General features: G+C 42.3%; 24 protein-coding genes. 9 read left to right on the forward strand and 15 right to left on the reverse strand.

Going from position 1 to position 22,141, the window contains the following annotated elements:
- The first annotated feature begins 28 nt into the window (after window positions 1–28).
- Window positions 29–757 carry a glycosyltransferase family 25 protein gene (locus AACX68_RS14330; protein WP_228859582.1) on the forward strand — a complete coding sequence of 243 codons (729 nt, stop codon included), beginning with the start codon at window positions 29–31 and terminating at the stop codon, window positions 755–757.
- A 153-nt stretch (window positions 758–910) separates the two neighbouring features.
- On the opposite strand, the gene AACX68_RS14335 is transcribed toward AACX68_RS14330, so the two are convergent.
- From AACX68_RS14335 to rfaQ, 4 genes are all read right to left on the reverse strand, one after another.
- A complete protein-coding gene (locus AACX68_RS14335; protein ID WP_228859583.1) occupies window positions 911–1,861 on the reverse strand; it encodes a polysaccharide deacetylase family protein in 951 nt (316 codons plus the stop codon).
- A gap of 100 nt (window positions 1,862–1,961) precedes the next feature.
- Window positions 1,962–3,068 (reverse strand): glycosyltransferase, encoded by a 1,107-nt coding sequence (locus AACX68_RS14340; RefSeq protein ID WP_228859584.1) that lies wholly within the window; start codon window positions 3,066–3,068, stop codon window positions 1,962–1,964.
- Window positions 3,065–4,195: a glycosyltransferase family 4 protein gene (locus AACX68_RS14345; RefSeq protein ID WP_228859585.1), complete on the reverse strand. Its 1,131-nt coding sequence runs from the start codon at window positions 4,193–4,195 to the stop codon at window positions 3,065–3,067. The genes AACX68_RS14340 and AACX68_RS14345 overlap by 4 nt, the downstream gene beginning before the upstream one ends.
- Window positions 4,192–5,256, reverse strand: coding sequence for a putative lipopolysaccharide heptosyltransferase III (gene rfaQ / locus AACX68_RS14350; protein WP_228859586.1), 1,065 nt, complete (start codon window positions 5,254–5,256; stop codon window positions 4,192–4,194). Before rfaQ ends, AACX68_RS14345 begins: the two co-directional genes overlap by 4 nt.
- A gap of 216 nt (window positions 5,257–5,472) precedes the next feature.
- On the opposite strand from rfaQ, the gene waaA reads away from it, so the two are divergent.
- Genes waaA through coaD form a run of 3 tightly spaced genes read left to right on the forward strand, consistent with a single transcriptional unit; the run spans window position 5,473 to window position 8,005 of the window.
- The gene (gene waaA, locus AACX68_RS14355; protein WP_228859587.1) at window positions 5,473–6,750 is read left to right on the forward strand and encodes a lipid IV(A) 3-deoxy-D-manno-octulosonic acid transferase; all 1,278 of its coding nucleotides are present in this window, start codon (window positions 5,473–5,475) and stop codon (window positions 6,748–6,750) included.
- Window positions 6,750–7,526 carry a glycosyltransferase family 2 protein gene (locus tag AACX68_RS14360; RefSeq protein ID WP_228859588.1) on the forward strand — a complete coding sequence of 259 codons (777 nt, stop codon included), beginning with the start codon at window positions 6,750–6,752 and terminating at the stop codon, window positions 7,524–7,526. The genes waaA and AACX68_RS14360 overlap by 1 nt, the downstream gene beginning before the upstream one ends.
- Window positions 7,523–8,005 carry a pantetheine-phosphate adenylyltransferase gene (gene coaD / locus AACX68_RS14365; RefSeq protein ID WP_228859589.1) on the forward strand — a complete coding sequence of 161 codons (483 nt, stop codon included), beginning with the start codon at window positions 7,523–7,525 and terminating at the stop codon, window positions 8,003–8,005. Before AACX68_RS14360 ends, coaD begins: the two co-directional genes overlap by 4 nt.
- 46 nt (window positions 8,006–8,051) lie before the next feature.
- Here coaD and mutM read toward each other — a convergent pair whose 3' ends face one another.
- The 8 genes from mutM to radC all read right to left on the reverse strand — a co-directional run bounded on the left by mutM (window position 8,052) and on the right by radC (window position 14,998).
- On the reverse strand, window positions 8,052–8,861 hold the full coding sequence (mutM, locus tag AACX68_RS14370; protein ID WP_228859590.1) for a bifunctional DNA-formamidopyrimidine glycosylase/DNA-(apurinic or apyrimidinic site) lyase: 810 nt from the start codon (window positions 8,859–8,861) through the stop codon (window positions 8,052–8,054).
- A gap of 50 nt (window positions 8,862–8,911) precedes the next feature.
- Complete coding sequence (locus tag AACX68_RS14375; RefSeq protein ID WP_228859591.1) at window positions 8,912–10,087, reverse strand: glycosyltransferase; 1,176 nt, start codon at window positions 10,085–10,087, stop codon at window positions 8,912–8,914.
- Complete coding sequence (locus tag AACX68_RS14380) at window positions 10,087–11,190, reverse strand: glycosyltransferase family 4 protein (RefSeq protein ID WP_228859592.1); 1,104 nt, start codon at window positions 11,188–11,190, stop codon at window positions 10,087–10,089. Before AACX68_RS14380 ends, AACX68_RS14375 begins: the two co-directional genes overlap by 1 nt.
- Window positions 11,191–11,205: 15 nt before the next feature.
- Window positions 11,206–12,198, reverse strand: coding sequence for a glycosyltransferase family 9 protein (locus AACX68_RS14385; RefSeq protein WP_228859593.1), 993 nt, complete (start codon window positions 12,196–12,198; stop codon window positions 11,206–11,208).
- 153 nt (window positions 12,199–12,351) lie between these two features.
- Window positions 12,352–13,464 (reverse strand): glycosyltransferase family 4 protein, encoded by a 1,113-nt coding sequence (locus AACX68_RS14390; protein WP_228859594.1) that lies wholly within the window; start codon window positions 13,462–13,464, stop codon window positions 12,352–12,354.
- A gap of 163 nt (window positions 13,465–13,627) precedes the next feature.
- Entirely contained in the window at window positions 13,628–13,795 is a 168-nt protein-coding gene (rpmG, locus tag AACX68_RS14395; protein WP_010847629.1) for a 50S ribosomal protein L33, read from the reverse strand.
- 11 nt (window positions 13,796–13,806) lie between these two features.
- Window positions 13,807–14,043: a 50S ribosomal protein L28 gene (rpmB, locus tag AACX68_RS14400; RefSeq protein WP_045967846.1), complete on the reverse strand. Its 237-nt coding sequence runs from the start codon at window positions 14,041–14,043 to the stop codon at window positions 13,807–13,809.
- A gap of 262 nt (window positions 14,044–14,305) precedes the next feature.
- On the reverse strand, window positions 14,306–14,998 hold the full coding sequence (gene radC, locus AACX68_RS14405; RefSeq protein ID WP_099110023.1) for a RadC family protein: 693 nt from the start codon (window positions 14,996–14,998) through the stop codon (window positions 14,306–14,308).
- A gap of 247 nt (window positions 14,999–15,245) precedes the next feature.
- Here radC and coaBC point away from each other — a divergent pair, with 247 nt between their 5' ends.
- The 3 genes from coaBC to slmA all read left to right on the forward strand — a co-directional run bounded on the left by coaBC (window position 15,246) and on the right by slmA (window position 17,851).
- Window positions 15,246–16,490: a bifunctional phosphopantothenoylcysteine decarboxylase/phosphopantothenate--cysteine ligase CoaBC gene (gene coaBC / locus AACX68_RS14410; RefSeq protein WP_228859595.1), complete on the forward strand. Its 1,245-nt coding sequence runs from the start codon at window positions 15,246–15,248 to the stop codon at window positions 16,488–16,490.
- Complete coding sequence (gene dut, locus AACX68_RS14415; RefSeq protein WP_099110025.1) at window positions 16,468–16,926, forward strand: dUTP diphosphatase; 459 nt, start codon at window positions 16,468–16,470, stop codon at window positions 16,924–16,926. Before coaBC ends, dut begins: the two co-directional genes overlap by 23 nt.
- Window positions 16,927–17,251: 325 nt before the next feature.
- Window positions 17,252–17,851 carry a nucleoid occlusion factor SlmA gene (slmA, locus tag AACX68_RS14420; protein ID WP_099120957.1) on the forward strand — a complete coding sequence of 200 codons (600 nt, stop codon included), beginning with the start codon at window positions 17,252–17,254 and terminating at the stop codon, window positions 17,849–17,851.
- A 215-nt stretch (window positions 17,852–18,066) separates the two neighbouring features.
- Here slmA and pyrE read toward each other — a convergent pair whose 3' ends face one another.
- Window positions 18,067–18,708: an orotate phosphoribosyltransferase gene (gene pyrE / locus AACX68_RS14425; RefSeq protein WP_228859596.1), complete on the reverse strand. Its 642-nt coding sequence runs from the start codon at window positions 18,706–18,708 to the stop codon at window positions 18,067–18,069.
- A gap of 103 nt (window positions 18,709–18,811) precedes the next feature.
- Complete coding sequence (rph, locus tag AACX68_RS14430) at window positions 18,812–19,528, reverse strand: ribonuclease PH (RefSeq protein WP_228859607.1); 717 nt, start codon at window positions 19,526–19,528, stop codon at window positions 18,812–18,814.
- A gap of 139 nt (window positions 19,529–19,667) precedes the next feature.
- Here rph and AACX68_RS14435 point away from each other — a divergent pair, with 139 nt between their 5' ends.
- The gene (locus AACX68_RS14435; protein WP_228859597.1) at window positions 19,668–20,531 is read left to right on the forward strand and encodes a YicC/YloC family endoribonuclease; all 864 of its coding nucleotides are present in this window, start codon (window positions 19,668–19,670) and stop codon (window positions 20,529–20,531) included.
- 67 nt (window positions 20,532–20,598) lie between these two features.
- Here AACX68_RS14435 and AACX68_RS14440 read toward each other — a convergent pair whose 3' ends face one another.
- Complete coding sequence (locus tag AACX68_RS14440; protein WP_228859598.1) at window positions 20,599–21,042, reverse strand: PACE efflux transporter; 444 nt, start codon at window positions 21,040–21,042, stop codon at window positions 20,599–20,601.
- A 107-nt stretch (window positions 21,043–21,149) separates the two neighbouring features.
- Between AACX68_RS14440 and AACX68_RS14445 the strand changes: the two genes are divergently transcribed.
- Window positions 21,150–22,079 carry a LysR family transcriptional regulator gene (locus AACX68_RS14445; RefSeq protein WP_228859599.1) on the forward strand — a complete coding sequence of 310 codons (930 nt, stop codon included), beginning with the start codon at window positions 21,150–21,152 and terminating at the stop codon, window positions 22,077–22,079.
- Window positions 22,080–22,141: the final 62 nt, after the last annotated feature.

Consider the following 22,141-nt stretch of genomic DNA (forward strand, 5'->3'; position numbering starts at 1 on the left):
ATTTTATTGAGTAGTTATGAAAATATACGTGATTAATTTAGCACAAGACGTAGAACGTAAAAAATCAATGCAAGAACAACTAAAAAAGTTAGAGCTTGATTTTGAGTTTATAAGTGCTGTTTATGGAAAAAGTTTAAATAAAGAACAAATTCAAGAAAATTGTCCTAATTTTGATGAAATGACACTTGCTATTGGCGAACTTGGATGTTCACTAAGTCATTTAAATATATACAAAAAAATCATAAAAAATAAAATACCCATATCTCTCATTTTAGAAGATGACGCAAGACTAGGTGACAATTTAACGAATATATTATCATCTTTAGAAAATCACCCTATGGCGACAAGTTCAAAACCTTATGTGTTTTTATTAAGTCAAACAAATGAATATTTTGATTCATTTAAAAGAAAACTGGGCAATAATCATCATATTGTTAATGTAATTGATGCCGCATGTACTCATGGTTATGCTCTTAACCTAGCGGCAGCAAAAGCGTTATATAATCACTTATTTCCCGTAAAATTCGTTGCTGATGAATGGAAGATGTTAAGAGAGCAAGGAGTTGTTAAATTAAAGGGAATAGTTCCTCCTGTAGTTACTATCTCATCTCACGGAGCATACTCCTCAATTGGGGAAAGAACATGTTTGTTAACAGCATTAGATAAAATGAACAGAAAAAAAAATATATTAACTAAAATAAAATTATCTCTATGGCGGATTTTCATTCGAACTTGGTTGAAAAAAATAAGACCTTAGTTACTTCCCCTCTCTGTCAGTATTAAATAAAGGCGTTTATAGCATTAGAGTTTATTTAATTATGAATAAAATTTCCTATTTGTAAAACGCCTTCTATAGAGAAGGATATGCATTATGTACAAATGCTCTAAAATTTCATTTATACTCAAAAAACTAATTTAATTTATAATACTCTGCCAATGTCATTCCCTTCATAAACGGATTCAAAAACTCAAATAATCCTTCCAAATCCTGATAAAGCTGTTCTATCTGTTCTTCATCCTTAAACGTAGGACTACCACCGGGCATAAATTCCGATGAGTGCAACATAAATTCAACATAATCACTACCAGATGCCAATGTTTGCTGGACAACAGTTTTCATTTGTTCCAAGTTACCACCTTTTGGGCGCAGCCAGTTAACCGATGGAGAACGTTGTTTCCCTCTGAGAGAGTCGTATTTTTGCTTAATAAAATTCATAAACAGAGAGTGCTTATACTGGATACTCATTGGTACCTGTAACAAAGCAGAGTCCCCTTCTTTGGAAATATCCTGCAAATCCATAAAATAAGCTTGTGACGGGAAATGGCTATAATCTGTTCCACCATTACCATTCGGATCACCTTTAGTAAAATTCCAGTTAACTTTGGGTGTAACAGAACAATCTACCTGATAGCCATATTCAACCAGTAATTGAGCATAATATTCATTAAATGCCCAACGACCTGCACGATGACTCACCATTTTAGTCTGAAGTTTTTCTTCAAGCAGATTTGTCATCAATTCAATTTTCGCTTTGATCTGATCTTTCGGATACTCAATCAGATACGGCTTATAGTGCATATCATTATTGGTCAAAGGCACAATAGGGGGGCTATTCCAGGCATGTAGATGCATTCCTATTTCACCCGTATTTCTAACAATCACATCTTTAGCAAATTCGATATAGCTATCATCCATCGCCATTTCATAATTAGTTAACCAAACAGGTTTAAACCCAAAACGTTCACAAAGGTTCTGGAACCGAGGTAAGTACTGAGTATTTTGGGTAGAAATTTTATCACTGTTTTGCCAAAGGTTATCACCTTCGGTATCAATTGTGATGATGAATACTGGCTGAGTCATTAGATATGTACCAAAAATAAGAGTAAATAAAACAAGGAGAAATTTTTTTTAATGGAGTTATTAATCTACCTAGGTCTTAACGCTATAATCACTCTGAAATTTACTTCTGCTCAAGCAATGATAAGTATTGTTTAACCACAACTTCCTGAGCAAATTTTTTATACATCATTTCCGTAATTATAGGCGGATTCTGGTACACCAAACGCATTTTATCTGCCAGTGAGTCCGAAGTAAGCTCAGATTTATATTTTTCTAACTCCCCAACCATTATTTCACTAACTCCACCCGGACAATTTGTACTAACAATCGGAGTATTGCAGATCAAAGCCTCAATCAGAACATTTCCTAATCCTTCACTGTCCGAGCTAAGTACAACTGCTTTAGCTTCACGTATTACAGGTAAAGGATTTGCTAAAAATCCAATTAATTTCACTCTGGGCTGTAGATTAAGATCAATAATTTTTTGTTTGATTTTATTTGTCATTTTCTCATCGCCATTACCTGCAATTAATAACTTACAGGGAAGAGCCGCTTTAGCAAACGCCTCCAGCAAACGATCATGACGTTTGACATGGTGAAAACGCCCAAGATGGAGAAGATAATCCTGACCAGAATAGGGATTATTTTCTAATGAATCCAACTTAATTTCAGCAATGTTGAATGGATTATAAATCGTGACCATCCTTCGTGCCGTAACAGAGAGATTTTCTTTCAAATCAGAAGCAACCGCATCAGAGACACAAATCAGGTTACGATCCTGATAGATACGCTGAATTTTACGTTTCTTAAACCAGCGTGCTAAACCTGTTTTATTTTCAAGGTAAGACTTAGAAAATACTCCATGAATACAAAACCATACATTTAGATCACTCAATATCTTGGCTCTAGCTACTATGCGATCGGTTTTATGCAAATTCGATATCACCAGCTCAGGGATTCCTTTTTGAAGAAAGTTTTTTTTCAAAACTCTATCCAAGGATTTAGCTCTGCGAAAAATCTCAGTCTGTCTTCTAAAAGGACCTGTATATTCGTCAGCATTAATAATTAAATCAACATGATCAGGAATAGGATATTCACATTTATCCGATAACGATAACAAGGTGATAGTAAAGCCTTTCTGTTGTAATCCGCGGCACAAACGCACAACGACATTTTCAGCACCACCACCTGGTAATCCATCAATAATAAACAGGATATGCCTGTTCATAGGGAAAGTACCTTACTGTACAGTGCAGTGAGCTGCTGAGACAGATAAGCAGGTGTATAAGCCATTATCTTTTCTTTTGCTGACATAGAAATCTTACTGGTCAAATGATCTGAAGGTACTAAAAAAATTGCTTCTGACAACGCCTTAATATCCAAAGCATCACAGACAAAACCATTCACTCCAGACTCCACGAACTCAGCTCCACCACAGGTTTTACTGGTTATAACAGGCAAACCACATGCCATTGCTTCTAAAATAACATTCGGGAAAGGATCGTATAATGTTGGTAATAATAAACCATCTGCCATCTGGTAAAAAGGTAATGTCTTTTTTCGGACGCCCAAAAACCGCACTCGTTCATGACAACCAAGGGAATTTGCTAACTGTTTGTATTTATTATATGCCTTATCCTGCCCAATTACGATTAAATAAGCATCAGTCATGCTGATCGCTTCAATTGCTGCTCTCAGACCTTTTCTTTCAAAACCCGAGCCAACATATACAAAGCACTTCACCTGAGCCGGAATAGAATATTGTTGCCGCAGTGCAATTCTCTCATCTTCTTTGGCTGGAAAAAACTGTGCTTGATCGATAGCATTATAAATCACAGAAATTTTCTCTGCTGAAAGGCCGAAATCCTCCATAATTTCCTGTTTGACCATTTCAGAGTTACAAATAACTGTCTTCAACTCAGGTGACGAATACATTCTTTCTTCAGCATCTATGACATAGCGATGATAACGGCTAGCAAAAAGCAATTTACTTTTCCAGTTAGGCAGAATCCTTGCTCTTTGTTGCAACCAACGCTGATGTACACCATCACCAGCCCTGTAAATATCACAACCAGCTATTCGCTCATGACTCTGTACAATATCAAAGTGTTCTTTATGCCAAATAGCTCTGGCTGCATCCGCAAAACCCTTTTCACGACTGATACGTCCCCATTTAAAAGGGTTAGCTAAATGCACATGCCAGTTCGGATTTATATCTCCTTGCCAGGATCGGGTGATAACATTTAACTCCAGGTTCTCATTACCCAATGCATCTAATGCTCTGGAAATAAAACGTTCAGCGCCACCATCAGGGCGATATTTCTGCCGGACAATAGCCAGACGCACAGATTTCATGATAAATATCTCCGGGCCATTTCAATCACCACATCTGTTGGGATAGCGCTTAAATATCGGGTATCAGTTTTAGTATCAATATCATCAGGATCCGGTAATTTACCGTAATTTCCCGCCCAAATCACATCCCCATGGACTTGCCATGGTCGCCAAAAGACTAACTTAGATGGACCAAATAACGCAATACAAGGTGTTTTCAATGCAGCCGCCATATGCATAGGGACAGAATCGACACCAATAAATAGTTCCGCATGATCAATCAAGGCTCCCAACTGAGGTAATGTTATCTGTCCCGCTAAAGAAATGACATTTTCCTGAGAACAGGCTGATAAAATTCGCCCAACCATGTCTTTTTCCTGGGGATCCCTTCCTGACGTAACAACAACTGAATGGCCATCAGCCTGTAATGTATTTATAGTTTGGCTGATCTTGTCTTCATCCCAGCATTTGAAAAACCAGCGTGATGCAGGGTGAATCACGATGTATTTCTGATGAATTCTACCAGCATGAAGAAGGTTAAATACTTTTTCTTTATCTTCATCACAATAGCTCATCGTGACGTCAAAATTAGTAACAGAAAGATTAAGAGGCTTTAATGCCGATAAATTTTGCTCAACAATATGTAAGGACTCTTCCCCTTCCGTAGACACTAAATCTGTAAAACATGTCTTCCATAGCAGGTTTTGTCGTTTAGGGAAATCAAAGCCTATCCGCCGTGCAGAGCCTGTCAACAAAGAAACCAATGCACTACTCCATTGATCAGCTAAATTAATAACGAGGTCATATCTTCGATTTTTCAATGCCTTTAACAAACGCCAGTAATGGGAGAGCAGAAATTTTATACCTTCCTTTTTCCACAATCTGTCTATGGTAAAAATATTGGATACTCGGCTAAAGTTTCTCAACATAGGTTCCGTCTCTTTATAGAGCAAAACGTCTATTTCAGCATCAGGAAAATTCTCTTTCAGAGTATTAATAACAGGGGTGATGAGCAATGTATCACCATGATGCCTAAGTTTAATGAGCAGAATCTTTTGGTATTGAGTGGTTGTTTTTCCCATTACTTTTCCAATAGCTATCAGATAACAGATATATTTATTAAATTCTCAGAATAACAGGCTCTGACCTTACGCCTGTACATCTAAAAAGCTGAAACTTACAACAAACTGTTCCCCTTATCTTTTTAGGGAAATACGAACAACATATCCGCATTTTGCACACTTTCTTCAATCCAATGTGATACTATAGCCGCAGTCTATTTCAGTGAATTTGATAGAATGTTGCTTCGCTTATATCAGGTACTTCTCTACCTTATCCAACCTATTATCTGGTTGCGCCTGTTACTGCGCAGCCGTAAATCTCCGGCTTACCGTAAGCGCTGGAGTGAGCGCTATGGTTTCTGTGCCCAAAAGGTAAAACCGGGAGGAATCTTACTCCATTCGGTTTCAGTCGGAGAAACATTAGCTGCTATTCCTCTCGTCAGGATATTACGGCACCATTATCCTTTTCTGCCTATCACTGTAACAACGATGACGCCAACCGGTTCGGAAAGGGTACTTTCTGCACTGGGTGCTGATGTTAACCATGTTTATTTACCGTATGATTTGCCGGGCTCCATGGGACGCTTCCTTGATAATATCAATCCCAAGCTGGTGATTATTATGGAAACTGAACTATGGCCCAATCTCATTACCCAACTACATCAGCGCGGGATACCACTGGTTATTGCTAATGCCAGACTTTCAGCACGTTCCGCTACCGGGTATCAGAAAATAAACAGTTTTATCAAAACTATTCTAAATAAAATAACACTCATCGCAGCACAAAATCAGGAAGATGGTGAGCGTTTTATTGAATTAGGACTAAAACGAACCCAACTGGCAGTCACAGGCAGTCTTAAATTCGATATTTCTGTTACACCAGAACTGGCAGCCAAAGCCGTTACGCTTCGTCGCCAATGGGCTGCACACCGTCCCGTATGGATCGCCACCAGTACTCATGAGGGTGAGGAAACGATTATACTGGATGCGCATCGAAATTTATTAAAACAGCATCCTGATTTACTGTTAATTTTAGTTCCACGCCATCCTGAGCGCTTCGCTAAGGCAGAAGAATTAACACAAAAAGTGGGGCTAAAGTCAGTACTGAGGAGTTCCGGCACTATCCCTGATGCCAATATTCAGGTTGTTATCGGCGATACGATGGGTGAACTGATGCTCTTGTACGGTATCGCTGATTTAGCTTTTGTCGGAGGTAGTTTAATTGAGCGCGGTGGTCATAACCCTCTGGAAGCTGCCGCTCATGCAATCCCCGTCATAATGGGCCCACATACATTCAATTTTAAAGATATCTGTGCCAAGCTGAATAAAGCTGATGGCCTAATCACGGTGACAGATAGCCCGTCTTTAAGTAGTGCTGTTAATAGTCTACTGATAGATGAAGACTACCGCCTTTATTACGGTCGTCACGCCGCCGAAGTACTACATGAAAATCAGGGCGCATTGCAACGTTTGTTAAAATTACTGGAACCCTACCTCCCACCACGGAGCCATTAATGAGTGTGAGAAAACGCCTGTCCGTTGTGATGATTGCCAAAAATGCCGCTGATTTGATTGGTGATTGCCTGTTATCTGTGGATTGGGCGGATGAAATTATCGTTCTGGACTCTGGCAGTACCGATACTACCTGCCAGATAGCCACAGAGATGGGTGCGAAAGTATACACCAATACACAATGGCCAGGCTTCGGTCCACAACGGCAACTTGCGCAATCTTATGCCAACGGTGATTACATCTTCATGATTGATACCGATGAGCGGGTTACTCCGGAATTAAGAGCTTCAATTGAACAGGTTTTGGCAGCACCTGACGATAATAAAGTCTATGCCTGCGCTCGCCTGAACCTATTCATGAGCCGGTTCATGAAGCACAGTGGCTGGTATCCTGATAAAGTCACCCGCCTTTATTGCCGTGAACGTTATCAATATAACGATAATCAGGTTCATGAATCACTTGATACTCAGGGTGCCCGTGTTGTGACATTAAAAGGTGACTTACGCCATTTAACTTGTCGCAATCTGATGGAGTTCCAGCAGAAACAACTGAATTACGCAAAAGACTGGGCCAAACAACGCCACGAACAGGGTAAAACCACCCGGTATTCTTCTATTATCAGCCATACTCTGGGCGCATTTTTTAAAACATGGCTGCTAAGAGCAGGTTTCCTTGATGGCAAACAGGGGTTAATATTAGCTGTTGTCAATGCTCAATATACATTCAATAAATATGCAGCACTCTGGGAACTCACCCAAACAGAGAATCAAAGGCAATGAAAAAAAAAGCAATTTATCCCGGTACTTTTGATCCTATCACTTACGGTCATCTCGATATTGTGACCCGTGCAGCTAATATGTTTGACCATGTTTTGCTGGCGATCGCCAACAGTGACAGAAAAAACCCTATGTTTACACTCGAAGAACGCGTCGCGCTGGCAACAGAAGTAACTTCTCATTTAGATAATGTTGAAGTCGCTGGGTTCAGCGAATTGATGGCCAATTTTGCGAAAAAACAGCAGGCGACAATTTTAATTCGTGGTGTTCGTTCAATTTCTGATTTTGAATATGAATGGCAGCTTGCCAATATGAATCGGCATTTTATGTCCGAGCTGGAAAGCGTCTTCTTATTACCTTCTCAAAATTTATCCTTTGTCTCATCATCCTTGATTAAAGATGTTGCCCGTCATGATGGCGATGTTTCATCATTCTTGCCAGAACCGGTTACACAAGCCATGTTGAAGAAGCTAGCGAATTAATCTTTCCGGGGGCGCCTACGCCCCCCAAGTACAGATCTAAGCACAATCAATGTTGGCATTGCCGACAAAAAAATGTGCTTCTTTGCCCCAGTTTTATACTGTCAATTTTTTCACCACACATTGGGCAAGACTCACCTTTCTTACCGTAAACAAATAACTCCTGCGCAAAATATCCCGGTTTTCCATCCGATTGCAGAAAATCTTTCAGCGTTGTTCCTCCCTGCTCAATAGAACGACGCAAGATCTGCTTTATTGTATCAGCCAGCAGATGTGCTTCTTCCTGAGTCAATGAATGCGCGGGGCGTTCAGGCAAAATATGAGCAACATACAGAGCTTCATTGGCATAAATATTACCCACACCAACAACCACTTTGTTATCCATTATCCAGGGCTTAATTGCCGTTCTCTTGTTGCGGGAAAGGGTATAAAGATATTCGCCATCAAACAAATCAGACAGAGGTTCAGGGCCTAAATGAGCCAATACAGAGCACTCTTCCAGGCTCTGACTCCATAACCAGGCACCGAATCGCCGTGGGTCGGTATAACGAAGAATTTTGCCATCGGCCATCACTAAATCGATATGATCATGTTTTGCCGGAGGAGCGTCATGCAGCAAAATACGCAAACTGCCGGACATACCCAGATGAACAATAATCCATCCATCAGATAATTCTATCAGCAGATATTTTGCCCGGCGCTGCACGCTGATTACACGGCTATCCGATAACTTCATAATCTGCTCAGAAACAGGCCAGCGCAAACGTGAGTTTCGTACTTCAACATAATGAATCACATTTCCGGCTAAATGTGGCTCAATTCCCCTGCGACTGGTTTCAACCTCTGGTAGCTCCGGCATATTTACTCCTCGGATAAACGTTCTACAGCACCTATTTCAGCAGATTATACTCAAGAAAGATTTTTCTCTATCTCCTGCATAATTAATTTTGCACGTTGATCCCAATTAAAATACTCCTCAACCAATCTCTGGGAGTGTTTCGTTTTGAGCACTATTTCAGCCGGGTTATCAATTAATAACTGAATCTGTTGCGCAAAACTTTCTGCGTTTTCACTGTGGGCAAAACTCACTGACTTCTCATCAACAGCATCACGAATGGAAGGAAAATCAGAAATAACAACGGGTTTTCCCATTGCCATATATTCAAAAAGTTTAAGGGGGGAAGTATAACGGCTACCAATGCTGGTTTTTGTCAACGGCAGGATGCAAATATCATTATCTGCAATGACTCGAAAACGATCTTTAGGGTGGATAAACCCCATAAAGTTAACTCTGTCACTGACACCAATCTGCTGTGCTACAAATTTTAGCTGCTCAATCTGCTCACTATTTCCGCCAGCTATATTCAATACCGTATTATTTAGGTAACACATCGATTTCATAGCAGTCGGTACACCTTTCCAGCGGTGAAGACTACCCAGATACAATACCTGTGTTATTCCTCCTTTCTGATATTGCCTGCCAGAAGAAGTCATTTTCGTTTCTTCAACTGCCAACAGATCAACACCATCAGGCGCGACAATAATCGGCGTTTTTACACAATATTCTGTATAAATATCATCACGCAATAGTGAAGTCAGCACAAAAACAGCTCTGGCACGCTGATAAACGTGCTGTTCAATTTTTCTCAGTTTAGAGTATTTGCGTTTATTGACATAGGTATTCAAATCACGGGATTCTTTAAAAGACTGAGAAAAAATTTCATGGCTTTCAAAGAAATGGGGAATATCAGGATGTTTGTGCAACAGATAATTAGCCATCTTAATATTGCGAGTAAAAATGGCATCTATCTTATGTTTTCGCAACCAGCAGGAAACCTGAAAATAAAATAATTTTTGCGTGTTGACAGGAAAATACCATCTACGCCGCATATCACGCAAAGCAATTAATTCAACAGAGGACGGTAATTTTCTGCCGAGGATCTCCTCGACATCATTTTGGCCAGCAGGTGTAATCAAACAAACCTCGTGCCCCTGACGAGCAAAAGCATCCACATTCTGCAAAATTTGCAGTGAAGCAACTCGAAAATCAGGTACAGGGTAAGGGTCAATATAAGCAATCTTCATTATTTTTTTATAGTGTCTAATAAACGGTTTGCAGAATGCTCCCAGGTATACAGGGATTCTATTCTCTGACGAGCACGTTTCCCCATATCTTTTCCTCTATCCGGTAAAGAAAGGAGATGATTAACGGCTCCGGCAATAGCCGTCTCATTACCCGGTGCGACCAGAATACCAGACTGGTTTTCATTTCCCACCACTTCAGGTATTCCACCGATATAACTGGCAATAACAGGGCGTCCGCATGCCATTGCCTCTGCAATAGTAATACCGAATGCTTCATCGCCAATACTCGGAAATATCCCGGCATCCCCTGCGGCATAAAACTCAGGTAATTGGTCATGGCTAACAGGAGGATGGAAAATCACTGATTGTTCTAATCTTAACTCAGCAACTTTTCTTTCAAGTTGCTTTAGTTCTTCACCTGCGCCAATAATTAATAATTTAACATCCTTATCTCGCAGCAAGGCCATTGCCTTGATAGCAACTTTCATACCTTTCCAGCCCACTAAGCGGCCAGCAAAAGTCAGCAAAAACGTATTTTCATGGATCCCCAGCTTGCTCCTGATATCAGAATGAGCGGGTTTAAATTTATCAATATCTACTCCATTGTAGATAACATTTGGAAATTGTTTGAAATGATGCTGAATCTGCCAACCATTAAAATGGCTACAGGCGGCCCAGGCTGATATTTTTTTCCCTAACAGCCGATCACCTTTAAAAAAGCTGGTTCCCCCGCTCATATAACAAAACTTAGTACGGGAATGAGTTGGCATCATTCTGGGCCAGAAAAAATCAAAAGGTTTTGTCAGTATGACCCAGTCAAAATTTTCCGCTATCACCGCTTCACGGGCATGACGGGCAAACGAGTAACGTTCAACAATTCGCTGAAAGCGACGACCGATATTGATTACACGTTCTCTGGGGATAAATGGGAAAGTATGGATCCGAATATTTCGATTGCCCAATTCTGGTTTACTATCCCCTGTACCTCCGAAAATATGGATCTCATGCCCTGCATCAGTCAACGCCTTCGCTAGCTCCCAAACTGCGGTCTGAATACCACCATAGGACATCGTCACGGTGACATCAATAAACCCTATTTTCATCGTTTTTATTATCCTTTAGTCTTCGGCTTCCAATATGCTTTTCACTGATTGCCAGACCTGTTCCACCGATATATCTGACATATGATCTTCGCGAGTTGCCTGACGATAATCCACCGGATGCTCGATGACAGCCAATTTTGCATGCTGTTGTGGAGCAAGAAAGCGACCGGGATGAAAGCTATGGTACATAGCAACCATTGGTATCCCCAATGCTCCGGCCAAATGCGTTGTTCCCGTATCAACACCAACATATAAACTCAGTTGACTTATAATCGCCGCGTTTTGACGCATCGTCGTTTTTCCAGCCAAAGATATACACCTTTGTGTGCCTAATTGCTCAGACAAGCGTTCTGCCACTTCAGCACTATCCTGACTGCCCAGTAGTAAAATAGAAACTGACGGGTAATGAGCATAAATTCGTTCAGCTAGTTCATGAAAAGAGTCTACCGGCCAGTCACGATAAGATTTCGCTGGAAAACTCTGTAACTGGAAGCCAATCCTTAATTTATCTTCAAACCCGTGGAGATGTAAAAAAGAGTGGGCATACTCTGCTTCACTCGGACTCACGCAATATTTCAAACGCCAGTCATGAATCTCTATCCCAAGGGCATTTGCTAATAACGCTCTTTCCTGCTGAGCCTGCATAAGCTCTTGCGGTTTTTCTACAGATAATTCATTTAAATTTTGGCGGGAATGATCAGAAAAACAAACAACGACATTCGCTTTTCTTCTGGCATATTGTAACAATGGCTTATCATTACTATATACCAGAGCCAAATCATAGCTATGACGAGAAAACCATCCTCTCCACTTCGCTTTTGTTTTTGAAAAAGCAATTATTGAATTGATTTCATCAATATTCTCAAGAATCTCTTTTGTTCTTTTATGCGCCAATACATCAATATTGGCTTCCGGCCAGTTTAGTTTCAAAGCTCGAATCACTGGTGTGACGAGTAATGTATCGCCAAAACGTGCAATATTGATGATCAAAATATTTTTAGGCTGCATAATGATGAATTATAAAATTATCCATTAAAGAGATTACTCAAAAGAGCCGAGGTCAAGGTTATTTAATATGTATTGGTGAAATTAACTATCAGTTTTGCTTTAATATAATAATTCGTACAGCATTTGATAAAGCAATGATAAGAGCATAAATTACTATTTTCTGCCACTGGTAATAAATATAGATTCCATTTTATCCAGCATATTATCCATACCAAATTCAGCTATTGCCTGCTTCAGTGAAGCCTCTCCCATCTGTAAACGTAGTTCTGCATTTCTTATTAGCAATTCTAACTTATTAGTTAATTGTTCGACACACTTAGGCTCGATAATATAGCCAGTTTCACCATCAATCACAGCCTCAGAAATCGCGCCAACCGATGTCGATATGACCGGTAAACCACAGGCCATTGCCTGCATAATACCTTGCGGCACTCCTTCGTTACCAAAAGAAGGCAATGCAAAAATATCCATTGAGTTTAAACAGTCCGGTACATCCTGCCGATTGCCAAGAAAGATAACGCTATCCGTCAGGCCTTCCTGCTTAACCCATGGTTCAAGATTTTTTCGCTGTGGCCCATCGCCGACAAACAGTAATTGCCACTCCGGATAACGTTGATGGAGAGCTTTCCAGCTATCCAACAGATAGCGGTGCCCCTTCCAGGTTCGCATTGTTGCCACAATCCCTATTGTCGGTTTATCTGCAATTCCAATACGTTGACGGCACTCCTGTTTATCTTCAGGATGAAAACGGGTCAGATCAATTCCGGTGGGAACAGATGTCATATGGGATAAAGGGTAGCGATTGTTTGTGTGCAGGGATTGGCGCAATTTTTCTCCCGTCGTCACGATATGACGGCAAGATTTTAAATAAAGCCAGCGGGTCGCTATGGAAGTTGAAACATTAGTGGAAACATGTCGGGTCCGGACTATCGGGGGCATGCCCTTTAATGTGGCACTCGCCGCGGCTACCAGCCAGGAATCGGTCGAACTGTGGGTGTTAATGACATCAAACCGGTGGCCTTCAGCCTTTAACCAGCGGCGCATTGCTGTAAAACATGAGAAGCGTTTTTTTTCAATCGGCAACGCCACAACAGGAACTCCATAATGGTGGGCCTCACGATAGAGTGTAGAAGTAGGACAGCAAACGATAACCACATGATGCCCACGGCGCATCATACCCTGAGATTCCGTCAGAATACGAATCTCCTGCCCTCCCCAACCACATGATGATTCTGTGTGTAAGATATTTAAGGTTTTTCTAGTCATTTTCAGAGTCATACCTGACGATTCATATATCAAAAAAACGTAGTATAACTGAACGACTGTTTACGTTCACGAGTAACCGTATCCGTCTAAATATATGAAGGTTTCAATGACATCAGGCATAAAAAAGCCCAGCAAATTGCTGGGCTTTTTCAATCCACTAAAATTATTTAATTTTAGCTTCTTTGTACATTACATGCTGACGAACAACTGGATCAAACTTTTTCATTTCCAGTTTTTCAGGCATAGTACGCTTGTTCTTCGTAGTGGTATAGAAGTGACCAGTACCAGCAGAAGAGACCAGCTTAATTTTATCGCGAATACCTTTAGCCATTTTTCAGCTCCTTAGTATTTCTCACCGCGGGCACGCAGTTCAGCAAGAACTGTATCGATACCCTTTTTGTCGATCACACGCATACCTTTAGCAGTTACACGCAGAGTTACAAAACGCTTCTCAGACTCAACCCAGAAACGGTGAGAGTGCAGGTTAGGCAGAAAACGACGCTTGGTCGCATTTAATGCGTGAGAGCGGTTATTACCACTCACAGGACGCTTGCCAGTAACTTGGCAGACTCGGGACATGTCTATTCTCCAAAAATCAATTCAGCTCGAGCTTTGTATTGGGTATGGCCGCCTCGTCAGGCTTAGGAGCCCATCTCAGCAAATTTTCTTTACTGATAAAAAACGTTGCTGAAAAGACTCACAATCTCTCAGCAAAAAATTCACTGAGATAGGCTCTTCTCGCCAGGCCCAAGATCCTCAAAGGTGGCGTAGTATACGCCCTCATTCGCCGATGCTCAAGTCCCGAACAGCTAAGATCTGATCGGTTCGTACAAAAACCGTATTAAATCCAGCCTCTTTCTACAAATGAAACACAATATTGTTTGCCAATAACAATATGATCTAAAACTTTAACCCCGATTAAATCACAAGCCTCAATGATTTTTTCTGTTACCAGTTTGTCCGCCAGACTGGGTTCCGGGTTACCGGAAGGATGATTATGGGCCAGGATAATTGATGCAGCATTTACTTTAACTGCCTGTTTTACAATTTCACGCGGGTGGACTTCAACTTTGTTTATCGTTCCTTTAAACATTTCATCATGACAAATGACTTTATGCTGATTTGTCAAAAACAGGACGACAAAAATCTCCCGATCCTGCCAGGATAATAAATCCTGCAAATAATTTTGGGTGGCGACCGGGCTGCTCATCACATCTTCATGGATAAATTGGCTGGAGAAGAAACGCTTTGCCAGTTCAGAAACTGCCTGTAACTGCACGTATTTGCATAATCCCATGCCTTTATGTGAGCAAAAATCAGCATAATCAGCTGAAAGCAGATGGTACAGAGAACCGAATGATTGCAATAGATGCTCTGCCATTTGTACAACAGGCACACCTCTGGCCCCTGTACGTAAAAATATCGCTAACAGCTCTGCATCCGTCAGAGCAACTGCACCATATGCCAGTAGTTTCTCCCGGGGAGCAAGATCTGAATTCACTTCATCGCTTTTTTCCACCATCGTGATATCCATTCTCTCCCCCTTTTACTTATCCTGTGTCTGGTGAACAGCCATCATGGCGCATACCGCCGATACTCACATCGCCAATATCTCATGATGAAAAAACGACCGCCAGAGCCATTCTTATGCTTTGCGTAACGCTTCGCAAACTTGTCATTTAGTCATCACAAAACAGAGGCGTTCTCAACGCCATATTCTCAGTACCTTATTTTCTTATGATAGAATCTTGGTAATCGTAACTTACAGGTGGACAATCAGAATGGCAGGACTTTCCGGCAACGAACTTTCTGGTAAGCAACTTTTTGGTAAACAGATTGTGCTCGGTATCAGTGGCGGTATTGCTGCTTATAAAACAGCGGAGCTAGTACGTCGTTTACGCGACTGCGGTGCACAAGTGCGCGTAGTAATGACATCAGCAGCAGAAGCTTTTATTACTCCTCTGACATTACAGGCCGTCTCAGGCCATCCGGTTTCTGATGATCTTTTAGACCCAGCGGCAGAAGCGGCTATGGGGCATATTGAACTGGCGAAATGGGCTGACCTGATCATTCTTGCCCCTGCTACCGCCGATCTGCTGGCCCGTTTAAGTGCTGGTATGGCAAACGATTTAGTAACGACTATTTGCCTGGCTTCAGCAGCACCTCTGGCAGTTGTTCCTGCAATGAACCAGCAAATGTACCGGGCCAAAGCTACTCAGCATAATCTCAACATACTAAGAGAGCGTAATGTGCTGATTTGGGGTCCGGATGAAGGCAGTCAGGCCTGTGGTGATGTAGGGCCGGGAAGAATGATTGAACCGACGGAGATTGTCGAGCGGGCCACTCAGCACTTAAACCCTGTCAGAGATTTGGCGGGCCTTCAAATCACAATTACTGCCGGCCCGACTCGTGAGGCATTAGATCCTGTCCGTTTTATTACTAATCATAGCTCCGGAAAAATGGGCTTTTCTATCGCTCAGGCAGCGGCAGAACGTGGTGCGGAAGTCACGTTGATTACCGGCCCTGTTAATTTGCCGACGCCTCTAAACGTCAAACGTATTGATGTCACCAGCGCACTGGAAATGCACAAACAAGTACAGGAAACCGCTGCTTCACAGCATATTTTCATCGGCTGTGCTGCCGTCTCTGATTATCGCTTCAAGCAGACTGCAACTGAAAAACTCAAGAAACAGGGTGATGAAATCACCTATACATTAGTTAAAAATCCTGACATCGTAGCGAGTGTTGCGGCAATGGAAAAACATCGCCCCTTTGTCGTTGGATTTGCAGCCGAAACCCGGAATGTGGAAGAATACGCCCGCGGAAAACTCAGGCAGAAGAATCTGGACCTGATTTGCGCGAATGATGTATCGCTGGCTGAACACGGCTTTAACAGTGATACCAACGCATTACAGCTGTTCTGGCATGATGGCAGCATTAATTTACCACACTGTGATAAATTACAACTCAGCCACCGCTTATTAGACGAGATATTCAAACGCTATGATGAAAAAAATCGACGTTAAAATCCTTGATCCCCGCATCGGACAAGAATTTCCTTTACCGACTTACGCTACTCCTGGTTCTGCGGGTTTAGATTTACGTGCTTGTCTGGATAATGCAGTGGAACTGGCTCCCGGTCAGACTGAACTTCTTCCCACGGGGCTGGCTATCCATATCGCGGATGAACAACTCGCTGCTGTCATCCTTCCCCGCTCTGGTCTGGGCCATAAACACGGGGTAGTACTGGGTAATCTGGTCGGGCTGATTGACTCTGATTATCAGGGGCAACTGATGGTTTCTGTCTGGAACCGCGGAGATAAAACCTTCGTCATTGAACCGGGTGAACGCATTGCACAAATGGTGATTGTTCCCGTTGTTCAGGCTGAGTTTAACTTGGTAGAAGATTTTGAAAGCAGTGAACGTGGCAGTGGTGGTTTTGGTCATTCCGGTCGTCAATAATTTTCCTAACGCCTGATACCATCAAACCACTTTTATATTTTTGCCCATCTTTGCATGGGCAAAATGTATACCCAATCAGTTTTGAGTTTCGATTTATACCCAATGGATTTCAAGTTGCATCGCGGCGGCAAGGGAATGACAAATTCGTCGGGAACGAATTTTCCCAGCCAAAGGCTGGCCTCCGGTGAGAGGCAGGAGCCTCTCAGTAATCCCCGGGAGCATAGATAACTATGTGACCGGGGTGAATGAATGCAGCCAACAAAGACGCAGCTTGAAAGGCGAAAGGTATAGATATTTTGCTGTCTTAGCAGGGGTATTACCAGACATGGCAGAAATAGAACGTACAAAAAAGAAAAACAGACGTGAAGAAATCTTGCAGGCACTGGCACATATGCTTGAATCCAGCGATGGCAGCCAGCGTATTACCACAGCAAAACTTGCCGCCAACGTCGGTGTTTCTGAAGCCGCACTTTATCGTCATTTTCCAAGCAAAACCCGGATGTTTGACAGCCTGATCGAGTTCATTGAAGACTCTTTGATTTCACGTATCAATCTCATCCTACAGGATGAAAAAGAGACTATTCCCCGACTCCGGTTAATCCTGATGCTGATTTTAGGCTTTGCAGAAAAAAACCCGGGGCTGACCCGTATCATGACAGGCCATGCCCTGATGTTTGAGCAGGACAAGCTACAAAGCCGCATTAACCAGCTGTTTGAACGCATTGAAGTACAGCTTCGCCAGATCTTAAAAGAGAAGAAAATACGGGATGGTCAGGGTTTCAGTTATGATGAAACCGTGCTGGCATCACAATTGCTGGCTTTTTGTGAAGGAATGCTCTCTCGCTTCGTTCGCTCTGAATTTCGTTATCGACCAACGAAAGAATTTGAAGTGCGCTGGCCTTTGATATTAACGCAATTACAATAAATCACGCTTACCACTTTTCATGATAGAAATGTGAGAACAGGCGTTTTTTTACATTAATTTGTGTTAACATGATTTGGCTAGCTGAGTTGACTACCCAATCGCTCAGTAATGACATTCCAGCCATATTATATACGGAATGTTATTTCTACTACTCACCCCGCCCACCATTGGGCGAGGGATTTTTTTTAGCCTGCTATTACGGCAGAACTTATCAATCAGATACCATACTCGCAACGGTAAGCTTCCACCGCTTCCAAATGAGACTGCATTTCCGGATTTTCCCGCAGATAAGTGATCAAATCATTTAAAGTAATGATAGAGAAGACCTGACAATGGTAATCACGTTCAACTTCCTGAATTGCTGAAAGTGTTTCCCGCCCGCGCTCCTGACGATCCAGACACAAAATAACGCCAGATAACGTTGCACCATGTTGTTTGATGATTTCCATCGATTCACGAATCGCAGTTCCGGCGGTTATCACATCATCTACCACTACGACTCTGCCTTGCAGTGGACTACCGACCAGCGTTCCGCCTTCCCCATGATCTTTCGCTTCTTTGCGGTTAAAGCAATAAGGCATATCAATATCATGATGTTCCGCCAATGCTACAGCGGTTGTCGTTGCGATAGGGATCCCTTTATAGGCTGGCCCGAACAGCAGATCACACGGGATACCACTATCCTGCAACGCTGCAGCATAAAAACAACCAATCAATGCCAAATCACGCCCGGTATTAAAAAGACCCGCATTGAAAAAATATGGGCTCTTACGACCGGATTTCAGCGTAAACTCGCCAAATTTCAGCACTTGTTTTTTCAGTGCCAGTTCAATAAATTCGCGCTGATAGGCTTTCATGGGTTTCTCCTTTTGTGCATTATTATCATTCTTGTCGCTGTTATTACAGCTATAAAGCAAATTACAGACATAAAAAAGGCGACTCTTCAGCCGCCTGATCTATTTACTTTTCTAGCGCATCTCGCTGCGCCGCAAAAATAGTTTCCAATCCCCCTTTTGCAAGGGAAAGCAATGAGAGCAGTTCATCATGGCTGAATGGTTCACCTTCTGCCGTGCCCTGAACTTCAATCATCCGGCCATCATCCATCATGACGACGTTCATATCAGTTTCAGCCGCAGAGTCTTCTACATACTCCAAATCACAACGGCCTTCACCTTCAACAATACCAACAGAAACAGCTGCTACCATTGACTTAAGCGGGCTTTCTTTCAGTTTGCCATCAGCAACCAGTTTATTCAGTGCATCTACCAGAGCCACACATGCGCCGGAAATCGCGGCAGTACGCGTGCCGCCATCTGCCTGAATAACATCACAGTCCAGCGTGATAGTAAATTCGCCCAGCTTTTTCAAATCGACTGCCGCACGCAATGAACGGGCAATCAGACGCTGGATTTCCATTGTACGGCCAGTCTGCTTGCCTCTTGCTGCTTCACGGGCATTGCGGGTATTTGTCGCCCGCGGCAACATCCCATATTCTGCTGTGATCCAGCCCTGCCCCTGACCTTTCAGGAAACGGGGGATCCCTTCTTCAACGGAGGCATTACATAACACCTTGGTATCCCCGAACTCAACCAGAACTGAGCCTTCCGCATGTTTAGTGTAATTACGGGTGATTGTAATAGGACGAACCTGCTCTACCGCTCTTCCTGCCGGACGCATTCCTATCTGGCTCATAGTGTTCTCTCCGCTGTTAATACTTTATTGGGGGCGCATTATACGGCCTAACGTGGCGAATGCCTATCCTGCATCTGCATGGAGCGTTATAATCTTTCATCATTTTATAAATTGGGAATGAGTTATGATCCGTAGCATGACCGCTTTTGCGCGGCGAGATATCAAGGGAGACTGGGGAAACGCGGCCTGGGAACTGCGTTCTGTCAATCAACGTTACCTGGAAACTTACATTCGTCTGCCGGAGCAATTCAGAAGTCTGGAACCCGTCATCCGTGAGCGTATTCGTTCCCGCCTGACTCGCGGCAAAGTGGAGTGTAACCTGCGCTTTGAACTGGATACCCGCACTCAGGGCACACTGATTCTTAATGAAAATCTGGCAAAACAGCTCGTTGAAGCCGCTGGCTGGATTAAACAACAGAGCAACGAAGGGGAAATCAACCCTGTCGATATCCTGCGCTGGCCGGGTGTAATGTCTGCCGAAGAACAGGATCTGGATGCCATCAGCGCACAACTGCTGGCAGAACTCGATTTGGCACTGGATGCCTTTATCCAAAGCCGTGAAACTGAAGGTCAGGCACTTAAGGCGCTGATCGAGAAGCGCTTAGATGCCGTAACAGTAGAAGTGGGTAAAGTTCGTGAACAGATGCCGGCCATCCTGCAATGGCAAAGAGAACGTTTACAAACTAAGCTGGAAGAAGCCCAAATTCAATTAGAAAATAACCGTCTTGAGCAAGAGCTTATCTTGTTAGCTCAACGTATTGATGTGGCGGAAGAGCTGGATCGTTTAGACGCGCATATCAAAGAAACACGTAATATTCTGAAAAAGAAAGAAGCTGTCGGTCGTCGGCTGGACTTCATGATGCAGGAATTTAACCGCGAGTCGAATACGCTGGCATCAAAATCAATTAATGCCGATGTGACAAATTCTGCGATTGAGTTGAAGGTGTTGATTGAGCAGATGCGTGAGCAGATTCAAAATATTGAATAGTGTTTCATAACCTCTCACAACATTTCACAAAGCCAGTAATATCTGAGTATTACTGGCTTTTGTTATCCTAACGAAGCACGCTTTCTTCCTGTGGAAGCGCGGATTTGGGCAATCCGAAAATTTTGTCAAAAGCCCAGTTAAAAAAGAACGTATAAATAGGGATGAAAATAATCAGTGCGAAATCCAGTATGAGCGCCTGAAGCAAGCTGATTGAAAGCCACCATGCAATAAGCGGGATTAAGAAGATAACCAAAGTTAACTGAAATAAAACAGCATGTACGACTCTACGCTGGAATGTCCGGATCCGTGATTGCTGACGCAATTCCCAGAATTCAAACAATGTATTGAAGATAAAATTCCAACTGACCGCAATGGTTGTAATGACCAGCGCCAGTGGACCTGTAACACCCGCCGAATTACCGGATAAGAAAGCGAGTGTCAGCGATGAAATCATCCAGCCGATAACTTCATAAGCAGTAATGAAAACCACTTTACGTTTAATGCCCTGCATATTTTATTCGAAACCTGTTTTTGTGCTGTGATTTTGAAACTGGCAAGTTAAATCAATAAACGTGATAATAAAAGTTAACTATTATCAGTTTTATTGAAAGGTTAGATATGCCATTCACCAGTGACAACTTGCTCGTGTTCCTGACAGTATTAGATAAAGGCTCATTTTCAGCCGCAGCCAGAGCACTACACCGGGTTCCCTCTGCGGTTAGCATGGCAATTGCTAATCTTGAAGCGGAGTTGGGATTTGCCTTATTTGATCGAAAGAGCCGGGAGCCAATACCGACTGAGAAAGCAAAAACGTTGGCTCCTTACGCGAGGGAGATTGTCGATAACTTACGACAGCTTAATGTTTTTTCACATGAATTGACGCAAGGAGTCGAGAGTACACTCACTATTGGTGTATCTACGGGGGTTAATCCACAAAAATTATTCCTCGCTTTACATACAATTAATCAACGTTATCCATTAATGAATGTTGAGATTATTACCGCTCCTCAGGACGATATCCTGCCTTTACTACATCAGAATCGTATTCAATTGGCATTAGTTTTTGGCGGATTACATGTTAACCCACAGGAACAAATTTATTGCATTGGTCATGAATCATTTATTGCAACAATCTCATCATCCCACCCCTCTTTATCTCATCAGACTTCCCTTTATATTGAGGATCTAGTCCAAACCCGGCAGATTATTATTGCCAGTCATCATCGTGAACCAAGTGATCTTCGTACTCAGGTCGCAACTAAATACTGGCGCACGGATAATTTTTCGATGGCACTCGGTCTGGTTGAAGCAGGTATGGGATGGGGAAATCTTCCTTACTCTCTCATTAAAGAAAAATTAATTGATGGATCACTGAAACAACTGGAATTCCGTAATACAAAAAATGGATTAGTATTACCTATACATGTTGTGAGCCTGAAAGGAAATGTGCTTAAACGTGGTGCACAGGAGTGCGTTGAATTATTGCAGCAGAATTTACAACCACATCATGACGAACAGATAAATGCCGCTCCCATCACAATTAGATAAAAATAGTTAGAAAAAATGAATTATCGTCTATAAAGTATCCATCGTAATTTAAGACTCTTTAT

This window comes from Xenorhabdus sp. PB61.4 (genome assembly GCF_963894935.1).
GTDB classification, from domain to species: domain Bacteria; phylum Pseudomonadota; class Gammaproteobacteria; order Enterobacterales; family Enterobacteriaceae; genus Xenorhabdus; species Xenorhabdus stockiae.